11 protein-coding genes are annotated in these 15738 nt (G+C 74.9%); 10 read left to right on the forward strand and 1 reads right to left on the reverse strand.

The features are described from left to right. Positions 1-639: 639 nt before the first annotated feature. The 10 genes from ACZ592_RS40085 (at position 640) to ACZ592_RS40130 (ending at position 14529) form a co-directional block, all read left to right on the forward strand. A complete protein-coding gene (locus tag ACZ592_RS40085; protein WP_471586716.1) occupies positions 640-2229 on the forward strand; it encodes a class I adenylate-forming enzyme family protein in 1590 nt (529 codons plus the stop codon). A gap of 694 nt (positions 2230-2923) precedes the next feature. Next, the gene (metK, locus tag ACZ592_RS40090) at positions 2924-4135 is read left to right on the forward strand and encodes a methionine adenosyltransferase (protein WP_471586717.1); all 1212 of its coding nucleotides are present in this window, start codon (positions 2924-2926) and stop codon (positions 4133-4135) included. 111 nt (positions 4136-4246) lie between these two features. Further along, the gene (locus tag ACZ592_RS40095; RefSeq protein WP_471586718.1) at positions 4247-5230 is read left to right on the forward strand and encodes a carbohydrate kinase family protein; all 984 of its coding nucleotides are present in this window, start codon (positions 4247-4249) and stop codon (positions 5228-5230) included. After that, on the forward strand, positions 5227-5682 hold the full coding sequence (locus ACZ592_RS40100; RefSeq protein WP_471586719.1) for a hypothetical protein: 456 nt from the start codon (positions 5227-5229) through the stop codon (positions 5680-5682). Before ACZ592_RS40095 ends, ACZ592_RS40100 begins: the two co-directional genes overlap by 4 nt. Beyond that, positions 5679-6584, forward strand: coding sequence for a methylenetetrahydrofolate reductase [NAD(P)H] (gene metF / locus ACZ592_RS40105; RefSeq protein WP_471586720.1), 906 nt, complete (start codon positions 5679-5681; stop codon positions 6582-6584). Before ACZ592_RS40100 ends, metF begins: the two co-directional genes overlap by 4 nt. 61 nt (positions 6585-6645) lie before the next feature. After that, positions 6646-6798: a hypothetical protein gene (locus tag ACZ592_RS40110; RefSeq protein ID WP_471586721.1), complete on the forward strand. Its 153-nt coding sequence runs from the start codon at positions 6646-6648 to the stop codon at positions 6796-6798. A 301-nt stretch (positions 6799-7099) separates the two neighbouring features. Then, a complete protein-coding gene (locus ACZ592_RS40115) occupies positions 7100-7558 on the forward strand; it encodes a TetR/AcrR family transcriptional regulator (protein WP_471586722.1) in 459 nt (152 codons plus the stop codon). 237 nt (positions 7559-7795) lie between these two features. Continuing rightward, the gene (locus ACZ592_RS40120) at positions 7796-9319 is read left to right on the forward strand and encodes an MFS transporter (RefSeq protein WP_471586723.1); all 1524 of its coding nucleotides are present in this window, start codon (positions 7796-7798) and stop codon (positions 9317-9319) included. A gap of 1750 nt (positions 9320-11069) precedes the next feature. Beyond that, positions 11070-13061 carry an FAD/NAD(P)-binding protein gene (locus ACZ592_RS40125; RefSeq protein ID WP_471586724.1) on the forward strand — a complete coding sequence of 664 codons (1992 nt, stop codon included), beginning with the start codon at positions 11070-11072 and terminating at the stop codon, positions 13059-13061. Continuing rightward, positions 13051-14529, forward strand: coding sequence for a nitrosuccinate lyase (locus ACZ592_RS40130; RefSeq protein WP_471586725.1), 1479 nt, complete (start codon positions 13051-13053; stop codon positions 14527-14529). Before ACZ592_RS40125 ends, ACZ592_RS40130 begins: the two co-directional genes overlap by 11 nt. 306 nt (positions 14530-14835) lie before the next feature. Here ACZ592_RS40130 and ACZ592_RS40135 read toward each other — a convergent pair whose 3' ends face one another. Next, positions 14836-15462, reverse strand: a complete 627-nt coding sequence (locus ACZ592_RS40135; RefSeq protein ID WP_471586726.1) for a hypothetical protein — start codon at positions 15460-15462, stop codon at positions 14836-14838. Positions 15463-15738 lie beyond the last annotated feature (276 nt).

The raw sequence follows: 15738 nt of genomic DNA on the forward strand, positions 1-15738 counted from the left end.
CGGCGCACCGGGCGAGGTCGCCCTGCAGGCCGCCCGCCACCAGGCCCGCCGCGTCACCGACACCGCCGCCGCCCTCAAAGCCGGCCGCACCACCACCACCTGACACCCCGCCACCCCGCCGCCCTGTCACCCGGAACCATCCGCCCCGGACCGCCGGGAGCCCTGAGACACGCCGCGCAGGGCCGCCGCGCCGCCCGCACCCCGTACACCCGAAGCCGTACACCCGCACCCGTACACCCGGATCCGTGCCGCCCACGCCGTGCGCCCGCACCGCACACCGGCACCGCGACGGGCACGGGGGGCGGGGACCGGCCGGGCGGTGCGGCCTCGGTCAGAACCGCACCGCCCGGCCGGCGGTCACGGCGGGCGGATCCCGGGGGCGCGGCCGGCACACACACCCCGGCCCGAGGGGGCGCCCCCGGCGCCCCGCTGCGGACCGGGCACCCACCCGCCCCCGGGCGGGGATGCCGGCCACGGCACCCCCGCCCGGTCGGGGGTGCGCCCCGTCCGCCTCACCTCTTCGACGACGCACCCGCGCGCATTGTGAGGCCGCGCCGGAAAGTTTCTTCTCCCGCCGCCACCCGCCGCGCCCCTGGCCGGCCCGCCTGTCCACCGAACCCCGCAAAGGAGACAGCCCCGATGAAGGGCTCCACGGTCTACCAATCGATACAAAAGCGCGGTCTTCACCTCGGTCTCCTGCCGGAGATGGCCGCGGCCGTCAACGGGTCGACACCCATCACCCTCGACCACACCCTGGACGCCCTGCCCCGCACCGGACGGCGCCTGACGGTCGCCGAGTTCGCCCGGGCCGTGGACGACCTCGCCGCCCGCCTGCACGCCGCCGGCGTACGCGCCGACGAACACCTGGTCATCCACAAGAGCGCCAACGCCGACATCTGGATGCTCGGCGCCGCCGCCTCCCGCATCGGCGCCGTCCCGGTGATGCTCTCGCCCGCCCTGGACGCCGAGACCGTCGCCGCCCTGATCCAGCGGGTGGGCCGGCCCAGCCTGCTCACCGACACCGCCCGCCTGGACGCGGGCCTGGCCAAGCAGCCGCTGGCCGACCTCACCCGCCGCGTCATCATCGCGGCCGGCGAACGGGAGGGCACCACCTCCCTGGCCGCACTCGCCGACTCCCCGCCCATCACCCCCGTCGTGCGGCCCATCGACGAGGCCGCCGTCATCACCCACACCTCCGGCACCACCGGACTGCCCAAACTCGTCGTGCACACCCCCCGCACCCAGGGCATCCGCCTGGTCCCGCAGTGGCGCCTGCTGCGCCTGCTGCGCAGGAAAGACCCCGTCGCCATCCACATCCCCTTCGTGCACTCGCGGATGGTCGCCGCGATGTCCCTGGCCCTGCTCAAGGAACTCCCCATCCTGCTGCTGCGCGAGAGCGACCCCGACACCGTCGCCGACCAGTTCCTCACCCACCGGCCCGCCTTCGTCGAGGCCCTGCCCAACTCCCTGATGGACTGGGAGGACCTCACCGCCGACCCGCGCCGCCCCTTCGCCTCGGTGAAGATCTTCAGCAGCACCTTCGACGCGATCCACCCGCGCACCATGAGCCGCCTGCTGAACGCCTCCGACCGCCCCGGCGCCCTCTTCTTCCAGATCTACGGACAGAGCGAGGTCGGCCCCGCCGTGGGCCGCGCCTACTTCCGCAACTCCGCCCACAAGGCCAACGGACGCTGCGTGGGCTGGGCCATGCCCGGCGGCGCCGCCAAGGTCCGCGTGGTCAGCCGCGACGGCCACACCCCCTCCGAGCAGAACCCCGGCTTCATCGAAGTCGCCTGGCCCGGCCTGGCCAAGACCTACTTCGCCGAACAGGACCGCTACGACACCAACCGCAACGGCGCCTGGTGGCGCACCGGCGACGTCGGCTACCGCACCCGCCTGGGCTGCCTGCACATGCTCGACCGGGAAGTCGACATGATCGCCGGAGTGCGCAGCTCCCTGGAGGTCGAGGACGTGGTGCTGGGCCGCCTGTCCGAACTGAGCGAACTGGTCGTGGTCCCCGGCCCCGGCGACGAACCCGTCCCGGTCATCTGCACCACCGACGACACCCCCCTGGACCGCACACGCTGGCGCGCCGCCGTCACCGACTTCCCCCAGCTCGCCGACCCCGTCCAGATCCCGCAGGCCGAACTCCCGCGCACCGCCACGCTCAAGGTCCAGCGCATCGCACTGGCCCGCCACCTCAAGGACCACCTGGCCGACCGCGCCTGACCCCCCCGGGCCCCGCCCCGGCCACCGGCCCGCCCCGGCCACCGGCCCGCCCCGGCACCCGGTGCGGCCACCTGCCGGCCCGCGCGACAGGGCCCGGGGGAGAGGCGAGCACAGGACAGGCAGGCGGGCGGGAGCGCGGCAGGCAGACAGGCAGGCGCGCGGCAGGCAGGCGGACAGGCAGGCAGGGCGGGGGCCCGGGGGCGGACACCCCCGGGCCCCTGCCGGCCCGGACCGGCCCCGCCGCGACACGTACACCCGCCCGGCCCGGCCCGCCGCGGCACGTACACCTTTCGGGCCGGCCCGTTCCCGCACGTACACCTCCCGGGCCGGCGTTCCCGCACGGAGACCCGCCCGGGGCGGCCCGCCGCGGCGCCTGCCGCCGCCCGCCCGCCCCGGCCGGCCGGCCGCACGCGTCCGCCGCACGCGCCCGCCGCACGCGTCCCGCGCGCACGGCGGGCGGTCACCACCGCGCCTGCGCCCGGCCGTTGCCCCACGCCCCGCTCACGCCCCGCCCGTCCACCGCCCCGCCCGGCCAGGCCTTCCGGCCCCCGGCGGCACCGTCCGCCAGACCCCGGGCCCGCACCGCCCGCACCGCCCGCACCGCCCGCAGCACAGGACCCGCCGCGAGCACGCACCACCGCCACCGGCCTCGTGCACCCGCTCTGTCCGTCAGCCCCTTCTGCCCTGGAGTGTCATGTCCCGCCGCCTGTTCACCTCGGAATCCGTGACCGAGGGCCACCCCGACAAGATCGCCGACCAGATCAGCGACACCGTCCTGGACGCCCTGCTCAGCCAGGACCCCGCCTCCCGCGTCGCGGTCGAGACACTGATCACCACCGGCCAGGTGCACATCGCCGGCGAGGTGACCACCGCCGCCTACGCCGACATCGCCACCCTGGTCCGCAACAAGATCCTGGAGATCGGCTACGACTCCTCGGCCAAGGGCTTCGACGGCGCCTCCTGCGGCGTCTCGGTGTCCATCGGAGCCCAGTCGCCCGACATCGCCCAGGGCGTGGACGCCGCCTACGAGCAGCGCGTGCAGGGCGAGGGCGACGAGCTGGACCGCCAGGGCGCCGGCGACCAGGGCCTGATGTTCGGCTACGCCAGCGACGAGACGCCCGCCCTGATGCCGCTGCCCATCGAGCTGGCCCACCGCCTCTCGCGCCGCCTGACCGAGGTCCGCAAGGACGGCACCGTCCCCTACCTGCGCCCCGACGGCAAGACCCAGGTCACCATCGAGTACCAGGGCAGCCGCCCGGTGCGCCTGGACACCATCGTGGTCTCCTCCCAGCACGCCGCCGACATCGACCTGGCCGACCAGCTGACCCCCGACATCCGTACCCACGTCGTCGAGCACGTCCTGGCCCGGCTCGCCGAGGACGGCATCAAGCTGGACACCGAGGGCCACCGCCTCTTCGTCAACCCGACCGGACGCTTCGAGATCGGCGGCCCGATGGGCGACGCCGGACTGACCGGCCGCAAGATCATCGTCGACACCTACGGCGGCATGGCCCGCCACGGCGGCGGCGCCTTCTCCGGCAAGGACCCCTCCAAGGTCGACCGCTCCGCCGCCTACGCGATGCGCTGGGTCGCCAAGAACATCGTCGCCGCGGGCCTGGCCACCCGCTGCGAGGTCCAGGTCGCCTACGCCATCGGCAAGGCCGAACCGGTCGGCCTGTTCATCGAGACCTTCGAGACCGCCACCGTCCCCCAGGCCGCCATCGAACAAGCGGTCAACGAGGTCTTCGACCTGCGCCCCGCCGCGATCATCCGCGACCTGGACCTGCTGCGCCCCATCTACGCGCAGACCGCCGCCTACGGCCACTTCGGCCGCGACCTGCCCGACCTGACCTGGGAGCGCACCGACCGCGCCGACGCCCTGCGCCGCGCCGCCGACGCACTCTGAGACCCACCCCCGCGCCGCCCCCCCCGGTGGGGGGGGCGGGGGCACGCACCGCCCACCGGCCAGTCCTGCACGCCGTCCTGACGCCACCCCAGCCGCAAGGAGTGCCCTTCCGTGCGTATCGCCGTGACCGGATCGATAGCGACCGACCATCTGATGGTCTTTCCCGGACGCTTCGCCGAACAGCTGATCAAGGAACAGCTGGAGCGGGTCTCCCTGTCCTTCCTCGCCGACCGGCTCGAGGTCCGCCGGGGCGGCGTCGGCGCCAACATCGCCTTCGGCCTGGGCCTGCTGGGCCTTGACCCGCTCCTGGTCGGCGCGGCCGGCCTGGACTTCGCCGAGTACGACAGCTGGCTGCGCGGGCACGGCGTGGACACCGGCGCCGTCCAGGTCAGCGACACCCTGCACACCGCCCGGTTCGTGTGCACCACCGACCAGGACCAGAACCAGATCGCCACCTTCTACGCCGGCGCCATGGCCGAGGCCGCCCGCATCGACCTGGCCGCCCTCGTCCAACGCACCGGCCCGCCCGCCCTCGTCCACATCGGCGCGGACGACCCCCGGGCGATGCTGCGCCACACCGCCACCGCCCACCGCCTGAACATCCCGGTGGCCGCCGACCCCTCCCAGCAACTGGCCCGCCTGGACCGCGACCAGGCCCGCCGGCTCGTCGAGGGCGCCCGCTGGCTGTTCACCAACGAGTACGAGGCCGCGCTGCTCCAGGAACGCACCGGCTGGAGCGAAACCCACCTCCTGGAACGGGTCGGCACCTGGATCACCACCCTGGGCGCCGGCGGCGTCTCGCTGGCCCGCGCCGGCTGCCCCGCCCTGCCCGTCGCCGCCGTCCCGGCCACCACCATCGCCGACCCCACCGGCGCCGGCGACGCCTTCCGCGCCGGGTTCCTGGCCGGCACCGCCTGGCAACTGCCCCACGAACGCGCCGCCCAGCTCGGCTGCGCGCTGGCCACCACCGTCCTGGAATCGGTCGGCACCCAGGAGTACAAGCTCAACCCCGCCGACCTGAGTGCCCGCATCGAGCAGAGCTACGGGCCCGCCGCCGCCCGCGCCCTGGAGACACGGATCGCGGGAACCGCATGAACACCCCCCACCGCGAACACGCCGACGCGCCGCGCAGAGCCCCGGCCCCCCGCACCGCCGGCGCCGCCGCCGCGACGGACACCAAGCCCCAGCCCCAGCCCCAGCCCCGGGCCCAGCCCCAGCCCCAGCCCCAGCCCCAGCCCCGGGCCCAGCCCCAGCCCCAGCCCCAGCCCCGGGCCCGGGGCCGGGCCCGGGGCCGGGCCCGGGGCCGCGTCCCGGAGGACGTCCGGCCGCCGGCGGGCCGCGGCCAAGCCCCCGATGCCACCCGCCCCCGCCCCCGCCCCGTACGCCCCGTGCGCTTCGTGCGCCGGGAGTACGCCGCCGCCGGCGTGGACCGCGCGAAGAGCGGCCCCTTGCCCGCCCACCACGCGGCCGCGGGCCAACAGGGCCTCCCCGGGCGGGCCTTCGCACGCCCCCAGGCCGGCTCCCCCGACGCCGGAGGACGGCCATGACCGCGCTGCGCGACCTCATCACCCGCCAGGCCCCCAGCTTCTCCTTCGAGTTCTTCCCGCCCAAGACCGACGCCGGCGCCCGCACCCTGTGGCGGGCCATCCGCCGCATCGAGGCCCTGGCCCCCACCTTCGTGTCGGTCACCTACGGCGCCGGCGGCTCCTCGCGCGAGCGCACCGTCGAGGTCACCCAGCGCATCGCCGCCGAGACGACGCTGCGCCCCGTCGCCCACCTGACCGCGGTGGGCCACTCGGTGGCCGAACTGCGCCACATCATCGGCCAGTACGCCGACGCCGGGGTCCGCGACGTCCTGGCGGTGCGCGGTGACCCGCCCGGCGACCCGGGCGCCCCCTGGACCGCCCACCCCGACGGCCTCACCCACGCCCACGAACTGGTGCGCCTGGTCAAGGAGTCGGGGGAGTTCAGCGTCGGCGTGGCCGCCTTCCCCGAACGCCACCCCCGCTCGGCCGACTGGGACAGCGACATCCGCCACTTCGTCGCCAAGTGCCGGGCCGGCGCCGACTACGCCATCACCCAGATGTTCTTCCGCGTCGAGGACTACCTGCGCCTGCGCGAGAAGGTGACCGCCGCGGGCTGCGACACCCCGATCATCCCGGAGATCATGCCGGCCACCGACGTGCGCCAGATCGCCCGCTTCGCCGAACTCAGCGGCGCCGCCTTCCCCGAGGACCTGGCCCACCGCCTGGACGCCGCCCGCGACCAGCCCGCCGAGGGCCACCGCATCGGCGTCGCCCACGCCACCGCCATGGCCCAACAGCTCCTGGCCGAAGGCGCCCCCGGACTGCACTACATCACCCTCAACCGCTCGACGGCCACACTCGAGATCCACCGCAACATCACGAACGCGCCCAGTGCCCCGCACGGCCTCGCCGCCCACCACTGACGGCCCCGGCGGGCCGGACCACTACCCCCACGACCCCACGACCCCACGGCAGGAGGACAAGGTGCACGGCACCCACCAGGAGGACACCGGGCCACCGCGGGACACGCCCGTCCACGCGCCGGCCCCTCTCCCGGCCCTTCTCCCGCCGCTGCGGCTCGCCGGCATCGACGAGGACGACACCTTCGAGACCCACCTCGTGCGCGGCATCGACTGACACCCCCGCACCCCCCGGCCGCACCCCCGGCCGCGCCCTTTCCAGCGGCCGTCGAGCGGGAGCCGAGCAGCGCTGGGCGACGATACGCCCAGCGCCCCAACCCCCGCGCCCCGCAGCACCGTTCACCGCGCCACCCGCGCCACCCGCGCCACCCGCGCCACCCGCGCCACCCGCGCCACCCGCGCCACCCGCGTGCTCCCCGCGATGCCCCGGGCCGATCCTCCGGGGCGTCCCGTACCACCCCCAGTCCACAGGCCCGGCGCCCGGCGCGCGCGGGCCGCCTGTCCCAGAAGGAGGAGAGATGTCCGACGCCGTCAAGGGGCCGGCCGCCCTGACCGATATCGGGGACGCACTCGCCCAGGCCGGGGCGGCCTCGCTCACCGGCCGGCGCGCCGAACTGGCCGAGAGCCTCCTCAGGGCGGCCCTGTCCCGGTGGGAGGACCCGCAGGCCCGCCCGCAGCTCCTGGGCGCCTTCAGTGCCGTGTTCGCCGGCGAGGAGGGCGCCGCCCGGATGCGCGACTTCATGTCGCACCAGATCTTCCAGCAGCTGGCGGTCTCCCTGGACGAGCCCGCCAAGGACTTCGACGAGGTGGCCAGGGCCCTGGGCGTGCCGCCCATGAACATCAACGCCGCCCAGGCGCAGGTGTGGGGCGTGGCCGTGCTGCGCTACGTCGTCAAGCTCGAGCCGATCGCCTCGGCATCGGTCGACGAGGTCGTCGCCCTCGTCGCGCCCACCATCCAGCGCTACCTGGTCGGCTGACCGGCACCGGCACCGGCGCCGTCGGCCTCCCGGCCGGCCGGGAGAACCCCCCCATCGTGCCGCGCGGCCCACAAGCGCGAACTCTCCCCTCACATTCCGGCGGGCTGTTTCGTCGTACTGGTCGGGACGGACGCCAACCCGTGAACCGGCGGGGCGGGCGATTCACCGGCGCCGGCCGGAATGTCCGCGCGGACGGCCTTCTTGGGTCGCACTTTATTCGGAGGAAGCAAACAGGCCATGAGTACTCTCGACAAAGAGTCCACGGGCGGGGCGGACGACGCCGTCGCCGCTGCCGACCCGAGGCGATGGAAAGCACTGGCCATTCTGGCCGCCATCCAGTTCATGCTCGTCATGGATGTCACGATCGTCCTGGTCGCTCTCCCCGAGATCGACAAGGACCTGACATTCAACCCGACCGGCGATCTCGCCTGGGTGATCAACGGCTATGTGCTGACCGCCGGCGGATTCCTGTTGCTGGGCGGCCGGCTGGCCGACATGTACGGCCGCCGCAAGATCTTCATGACCGGTGTCATCTTCTTCGGTGTCGCCTCGGCCACCTGCGGCGCCGCGATGTCCTCCGGCATGCTGGTCTCCAGCCGCTTCGTCCAGGGCCTGGGCGAAGCCCTGTGCGGCCCGGCGGCCCTGGGCATGATCCCCATCCTGTTCCCCGACGCCCGTGAGCGGATGAAGGCCCTGGGCGTCTGGGGCGGCACCGCGGCCCTGGGCGGTGTCATCGGCTCGGTCGTCTCCGGCGCCCTGACCGAATGGGTCGACTGGCGCTGGATCTTCTACATCAACATCCCCATCGCCGTCGCCGCGCTGATCCTGGTGCCCAAGGTCATGCCCGAGAGCCGCATGGAGCGCGAGGGCCGCAGCGTCGACTTCGTCGGCGCGGTCGCCATCACCGGCGGTCTCGTCGCGGTCGTGTACGGCCTGATCAAGGCCGCCGACCACGAGTGGGGCTCCTCCACGGTCCTGATCCCGCTGCTGGGCGGCATCGCCGTCCTGATCCTCGCGGCGGTCTGGGAGACACGGGTCTCCGACCCGATGGTGCCCATCCGCTTCTTCACCAACCGCACCCGCGTCACGTCCAACGTGGTGACCCTGGCCCTGCTGGCCAGCTTCCACTGCTACGCCTTCCTGCTGATCATCTACATGCAGAACGTGCTCGAATACTCCCCGATCAAGTCGGGCATGGCCGTGGTGCCGCTGGCCTTCGCGATGGGCGCCGGCATGGGCGCCGCCTCCGGCCTGATGCCGCGCATCGGCGTCAAGGCGGTCCTGGCCATCGGCTTCCTCGGCAGCGCCGTGGGACTGTACGTCGCCTCCACCCTGGAGGCCGACTCCTCCTACGCCGGCGGTGTGCTGCCCGGCATGATCGTGTTCGGCCTGTTCAGCGCCATGTGCTACCCGGCCCTGGTCAACGGCGCGCTCTACCAGGTCACCGGCAAGGACTCCGGTCTGGCCTCCGGCGTGCAGACCGCCATGCAGCAGATCGGCGGCGCGCTCGGCCTGGCCACCCTGGTGCCGCTCGCCATCCGCTACACCAACGACCACATCGGCCAGGGCGTGCTGCCCGGCGTGGCGCAGTCCGACGGAGCCTCGCGGGCCTTCCGCGTCGGCGCCATCCTGGTGGCCGTCGCCGCCGCGCTCGTCGTGGCGCTGATGCAGAAGGTGGACGCCGTGCCGCGCAACGTGCTGGCCGAGGCCGAGGCCGACGAGGCGGAGCCCCGGCCCGCCCCCACCGGCGTCACCTCGTAACGGGCCGCCGAGCCGTTCCTCTTCGCGCCGCCCCCGGGCCTGTGGGCCCGGGGGCGGCGCCGTGCCGTGCCCGCCCGGCGGAATATCAAGCCGCCCCGAAAGCCGCCGAATTGGGTCCCGGAAAGACACAACCGCCACGTGACCCACACCACTTCGGGGTGCTCTAGGCGCGCAGTCGCCCCGCGTGTCACTATTCCAGTGCATCCACCCTGCCCAAAAGCACCACAGGGGCGGGGGAGCGGGTGCCCCTGCCGAATCCGTACCGGCGCGGCGATTCCCCGCCCGAAACACGGAACAGCCCGCCCTCTTTACCCCGGGTGCCGCGCGCCCCGGCCGGCCCGCTTTCCGCCGCCGTGCGCGCCACCCGGTTTTCCCGCGTTCCCTTGCACGCGCCCGGATCCTCACCCCGGCCTTCACGTCGGAAAAGGGCAAGGAGAACCGAGGCTTGTGCCGGGCGCGCCCATTGCCAGGGCCATCCTGGCGGGGGAGCGCGCGGTGGGCTCCGGGCGGCGGACTGCGCCGCCCGCCCGCCGGGTTCCCGCGCCGCCCCGGACGTCACCGCCGACGCGCACCCGGACGTGATCGGGGACCGCGTGATCCCGCCGGGCCTCGCTCCTGGCTCCCGTGCGGCGTGGACGCCACCGCGGCGGGCGCCCCGGCCGCGGTGGCGTCCCAGCCGGCAGGGGCACGGGAAGGAACTGCCCCTCGCCCGCCCGGTGTTGTGCCTCGCCGGCGGCGGTGAGGCGGGCCGCCCAAGGGCGCCGTCCCCCTGCCGCGCGACGGCTGCCGGCCGCCGGCGCCCAGGAACGCTTCCCGCGCCGCGCCGCGCCGTTGACCCGCCACGCCCGCCACGCCCGCCAGGGTGCGGCGCGCCCCCCCGAGGATCGGGGCCCGCACCTGACCGCCTGCCACCCCGCCACCACCTGCTGCGCGGAGCCGGGCCGGGCGCCGCCCGCACCGCCCGCACCGGCGCACCGGCCGAGGTGGCGCCCGCCGCGGGCGGCCTCGGCGCCAAGGCCACCGGCGGTGACCCGGGGGGCCGCGCGCCCGCACCGGCCCGGCCGGCGCGGTCACCCGCCGCCTCCACGGGCACGTGGCCGGCGCCGTGCAGACCTGGGTCCTCCCGCCCAACGCCCGCGCAGGCCAGGGCGCCTGGGCACCGGAGAGCCCCACCCCTTCGTACACGCAGCGAATCCAGAGGACGAGACGAGAGGAGCAGACGCATGAACGGCAGCACGGTTCGTGGCGGCACGGGCGCCTCCGGGCCGGACCGTAGCGCCTCCCACGGCGCGGGCGGCACCGGCCCCGCAGCGGCCTCCGCCCCTCACTCCCGGCACCCGAACACCCGCCGGCACACGGGCGGATCGGGGCAGTCGGCCCTGCCGGCCGGGGCAGGCTGCGGAGGCGGCACGGCCGCGGGCCACGCCCTGCGGGAATGGTGAACGGCTACCGTCCGCCCCGCGACAGCGGGTGACGGGCGGCCGCCCCCGGCACGCGGCCGGGCCCCTCGCACCGGATTCCACCGGCCGCGACAGGCCCCGTCCGCCCGCCTGCCACACCCTTCCCGCACCCCCCGCTTCTTTCGCGCCCGGTCGAGGAACCTCCCGGGCGGCCAAGAGGGGGCGTGCGCGCCGGAGCACCGCCGCCCGCCCCGCGGCCCGGTGCTTGCCGGACCGCCCGCAGGCACCCCGTGGGGGATGCCTGCCCCCACGGTCCGGGCCCCGCAGCCTGACCAGCAGAAACGGTAGACATGACAGCGAGCCACCGCACGGTGTGCGTGATAGGTGCCGGACCGCGTGGACTGTCCGTCCTGGAGCGCCTGTGCGCCAACGCCCGCCTGCAGCCCCAGGGCAGCACCCTGCACATCCACGTGATCGACCCCTACCCGCCCGGCCCCGGCAAGGTGTGGCGCACCGACCAGTCGCCGCACCTGCTCATGAACACCGTGGCCGGACAGATATCGGTGTTCACCGACGCCAGCGTCGACCTCGAGGGCCCGCTGGAGACCGGCCCCAGCCTCTACGAATGGGCCCGCTCCCTGACCGCCGAAGACACCGCAGGCCAGGACACCGGCCAGGACGCGGACGTGCTGGAGAGCGCCCGCGCCCTGGGCCCCGACACCTACCCCACCCGCGCCTTCTACGGCCACTACCTGCGCTGGGCCTACCGGCGCATCACCGACGGCGCGCCCGCCGGCGTCACGGTCACCGCCCACCGCGCGCCGGCCGTGGCGCTGGACGACGAGGCCGGCACCAAGGGGCGCCGCCAGCGCGTCACCCTGGCCGACCACACCCCGATCACGGGCCTGGACGCCGTCATCCTGTGCCAGGGACACCTCCCGGCCCACCCCGCCAAGAGCGAACGGGACTTCGCCGGCCGGGCCCGCCGCCTGGGCCTGACCCACCTGCCGCCGGCCAACCCCGCCGACACCGACCTGGACGTCCTGGCCCCCGCGGCCACGGTGCTGCTGCGCGGCCTGGGCCTGAACTTCTTCGACTACATGGCCCAGCTCACCGCCGGCCGCGGCGGCACCTTCACCCGCACCGCCGGACGCCTCACCTACCGGCCCAGCGGCCACGAGCCGCGCCTGTACGCCGGCTCCCGGCGCGGCATCCCCTACCAGGCCCGGGGCGAGAACGAGAAGGGCCCGCACGGCCGCCACGAGCCGCTGCTGCTCACCGGGCAGCGCATCGCCGCGCTGCGCCGCACCCACCCCAGCGGCCTGGACTTCCGGCGCGAGGTGTGGCCGCTGATCGCCCTGGAGGCCGAAGCGGTCTACTACCGCACGCTGCTGACCTCCCGCGGGCACCGCGAGAGCGCCGACCAGCTGCAGGCGGCCTACCTGGCCGCCGCGCCCGGCGAACGGGACGCCGTCCTGGCCTTCCACGGCATCGGCGAGAAGTACCGCTGGGACTGGGACCTGCTCGCCCGCCCCTACCGCGACCGGGAGTTCACCGGCCCGCACGACTTCACCGGCTGGCTCCTCGACCACCTGCGCCAGGACGTCGCCGACGCCCGCACCGGCAACGTCAGCGGCCCCCTCAAGGCCGCCCTGGACGTCCTGCGCGACCTGCGCAACGAGATCCGCCTGCTGGTCGACCACGGCGGGCTGCACGGCGACTCCCACCGAAGCGACCTGGACGCCTGGTACACCCCGCTCAACGCCCACCTCTCCATCGGCCCGCCGGCCCGCCGCGTCGAGGAGATGATCGCGCTGATCGAGGCCGGTGTCCTCCAGGTCGTCGGCCCGGGCCTGCACGTGGAGGTCCAGGACGGCGGATACACCGTCACTTCCCCGCTGGTGCCCGGCTCACGGCTGCGGGTGCAGGCCCTGGTCGAGGCCCGGCTGCCCGCCACCACCGTGCGCCGCACCGGCGACCGGCTGCTGCGCCACCTGCTGGACAGCGGCCAGTGCACCACCCACCGCATCCCCGCCCGCACCCGCGCCCAGGAGCCCTACGAGAGCGACGGACTGGCCGTCACCGGGCGGCCCTTCCACCTGCTGGACGCGGCCGGGCGCCCGCACCCGCACCGCTTCGCCTTCGGCGTGCCCACCGAAGGGGTGCACTGGGTGACGGCCGCGGGCATCCGGCCCGGCGTCAACTCGGTGACCCTCACCGACGCCGACGCCATCGCCCGCGCCGCCCTGGCCCCGGCCCCCGGCCCGCCCGGGCCGGGCCGCCCGGCGCCCGCGGCGGGGCAGGCCGTTCCCACCGGACAAGGAGCCACGCATGTCCACTGACCTCACGCCCGCCGCACCCCCGCCCGCCCTGCCCCAACCGGCCCCGGAGCAGCCGCTCTTGGAGCAGGCGGCGCCGGACTCCGGGCTGCTCGCGCCGGTCTGGGCCGGCACTCCCGTGGCGGCCGCGGTCTGCGACCGGGCGTGGCTGCAGGCCATGCTGGACGCCGAGGCCGCCCTGAGCCGCGCCCAGGCCTCGCTGGGCACCGTGCCCGCCCGCGCCGCCCAGGTGATCACCCGGGCGGCCCGCGCCGAACACCTGGACCTGGCGTCCCTGGCCGTCCAGGCCCGCCAGTCCGCCAACCCGGTGGTGGCCCTGGTCAGGGAGTTCACCGCGCTGGTCGCCGCCCACGACAGCGAGGCCGCCGCCTACGTGCACCGCGGATCCACCAGCCAGGACATCCTGGACACCGCGAGCATCCTGGTCGCCGGCCGGGCCCTGCGCCTGGTCCGCGCCGACCTGGCCGCCACCGCGACGGCCCTGGCCGGCCTGGCCCGCACCCACCAGGACACCCTGATGGCCGGCCGCACCCTGGCCCTGCACGCGGTGCCCACCACCTTCGGCTGCAAGGCCGCCGGCTGGCGCCACCTCGTCCTGGACGCCGCCGAGCGCCTCGACGCGTTCACCGCCCGGGCCCCCGTCCAGCTCGGCGGCGCCGCCGGCACCCTGGCCGGCTACCTCCAGCACGCCCCGGGCACCGACCCCGCCGCCTACGTCCACGACCTCACCCACGCCTACGCGCGCGAACTGGGCCTGCACGCACCGCTGCTGCCCTGGCACGTGCTGCGCACCCCCATGGCCGACCTCGCCCACAGCACCGCGTTCACCTGCGCCGCCCTGGGCAAGATCGCCGTCGACGTGCTGTCGCTGACCCGCACCGAGGTCGGCGAGGTGCACGAACCGGCCCCCGCCGGACGCGGCGCGTCCTCGGCGATGCCCCACAAACGCAACCCCGTCCTGGCCACCGCCGTCCGCTCCGCCGCCCTGCAGGCCCCCCAGCTCGCCGCGGGCGTCCTGGGCTGCATGCTCAGCGAGGACGAACGCTCCGCCGGCGCCTGGCACGCCGAATGGGAACCGCTGCGCGCCCTGCTGCGGCTGGCCGGGGGAGCGGCCCACCAGGCGGTGGAACTGACCGGCAGGCTCTCGGTGGATTCCGCCCGCATGCGCGCCAACGCCGCCCTGACCGGCGGAGCGATCGTCTCCGAGCGGATCGCCGCCGTCCTGGCCCCGCCCCTGGGCAAGACCGCCGCACGGGACCTGCTCAACCAGGCCTCCGCCCAGGCCGCCCGCACCGGCAGGCCCCTGGCCGACGTCCTGCGCCAGGACGAACGGGCGGCACCCGTCCTGGCCGGCGCCGGCACCGCCGACCTGTTCGCCCCCGAGGCCTACACCGGCGCCGCCGCCCCGCTGACCCGGCGCGCCCTGTCGCGCACCCTGCCCGATGCGCCCCGCACCCCGCACACCCCGTAGACAGGCCGGGCCCGCACCGCGACGGCCGCCGCCGGCAACCCGCCCCGCCCGGGGGCCGGTCGCCGGCGGCGGCCGTCGCAGCACGTACGCGGCCCGCCCTGGCGCGGACCGCAGCCGCACCGGCGGGTCAGCGCCGGCGCTGCAGCGCGATCTCGGTGAGCTCTTCTATGTCGAACTGCGAGCGTCCTGGGGAGCCGTAACGCGTTATCTTTCCCCGGCTCACCCACTTGCGGATGGTCGCTTCGGACACACCCGTGGCGAGAGCCGCCACATTTGTGGGAACGAGTCGGTGGCGCGGCGGTCGGTTCATGCGGCGTCCTTCCTCTGCCGGTCCATGAGATGCCGAATGGCAAGCAGTTCACGCATTTCCCATGAATGTCCTGACGAACAACTGATGCTGCCCCGGACCGCGTTGTCCGCAGGACGCGGCGAAGCATTGATCGTTCCCGGGCAGTCGTCCACGACACACCCGATGACGGGCGCACCGTGATCATCCTGTTCCGGGTCGATGGCGCGCATCGACTCCACGTGGAGACTCTCGACTTCATCGGCGAATTCAGCAGCGGGAAGCTGCGATGTGAGCCACTCCAGGTTGAGGATCAGAAAGCATGCGAGATGCGGAACGGAACGGGAAGGGGCGGTCGCCCCGAGCTTTTCCACGACATACCCGGACCATGACTCCAGGATGGCGAGAATATTGTTCCTGGCGTCGAGTGCGGAAATATTCAGGTGGTCCCGCCTGCGGCTGCCCGACACCTTCGTCGGGTTCCGCCGCCGGGAGGTCGACAGGATGTGGTGCAGTCCTTCCTGGTGGAGGCCGGGAAGGGTGCGCAGGGTGCGCGCCAGCTGCTCGATGCAGACGGCACAGAGGACGGAGCCGGCCGCGGCAGGGATCTCCTGGCCGTGGTTCCTGGGGCATGACTGAAACTCCATTGAATCTCCTTCATGAGCTGACGCGCCCCGCGACCGGCCCGGAGCACACCACTCCACGCCGGTCACTTCAGTGAATGCTTGATCGATGGCCCACGGGGGCGGAGGGAACAGCCCCCGTACGGGAAACAGGACGGGAAATCCGGACGGGAGCACAGGCCGGGAAATCAGGACCGGAAATCCGGCCACGCGCCGCCGCGGCACCTGCCCAACAGGGCGGCCCCGTCAGGAAATTCCGGCGACGAATTCACGAACGGCCCGGCAGCCACAGGCCCCGAC

This window comes from Streptomyces sp. NPDC040622 (assembly GCF_055593965.1).

Coding starts and splice junctions, on each gene's coding strand:
- ACZ592_RS40085 (WP_471586716.1), top strand. CDS start 640: ATGAAGGGCTCCACGGTCTACCAATCGATACAAAAGCGCGGTCTTCAC.
- metK (WP_471586717.1), top strand. CDS start 2,924: ATGTCCCGCCGCCTGTTCACCTCGGAATCCGTGACCGAGGGCCACCCC.
- ACZ592_RS40100 (WP_471586719.1), top strand. CDS start 5,227: ATGAACACCCCCCACCGCGAACACGCCGACGCGCCGCGCAGAGCCCCG.
- metF (WP_471586720.1), top strand. CDS start 5,679: ATGACCGCGCTGCGCGACCTCATCACCCGCCAGGCCCCCAGCTTCTCC.
- ACZ592_RS40115 (WP_471586722.1), top strand. CDS start 7,100: ATGTCCGACGCCGTCAAGGGGCCGGCCGCCCTGACCGATATCGGGGAC.
- ACZ592_RS40120 (WP_471586723.1), top strand. CDS start 7,796: ATGAGTACTCTCGACAAAGAGTCCACGGGCGGGGCGGACGACGCCGTC.
- ACZ592_RS40125 (WP_471586724.1), top strand. CDS start 11,070: ATGACAGCGAGCCACCGCACGGTGTGCGTGATAGGTGCCGGACCGCGT.
- ACZ592_RS40130 (WP_471586725.1), top strand. CDS start 13,051: ATGTCCACTGACCTCACGCCCGCCGCACCCCCGCCCGCCCTGCCCCAA.
- ACZ592_RS40135 (WP_471586726.1), bottom strand. CDS start 15,462: ATGGAGTTTCAGTCATGCCCCAGGAACCACGGCCAGGAGATCCCTGCC.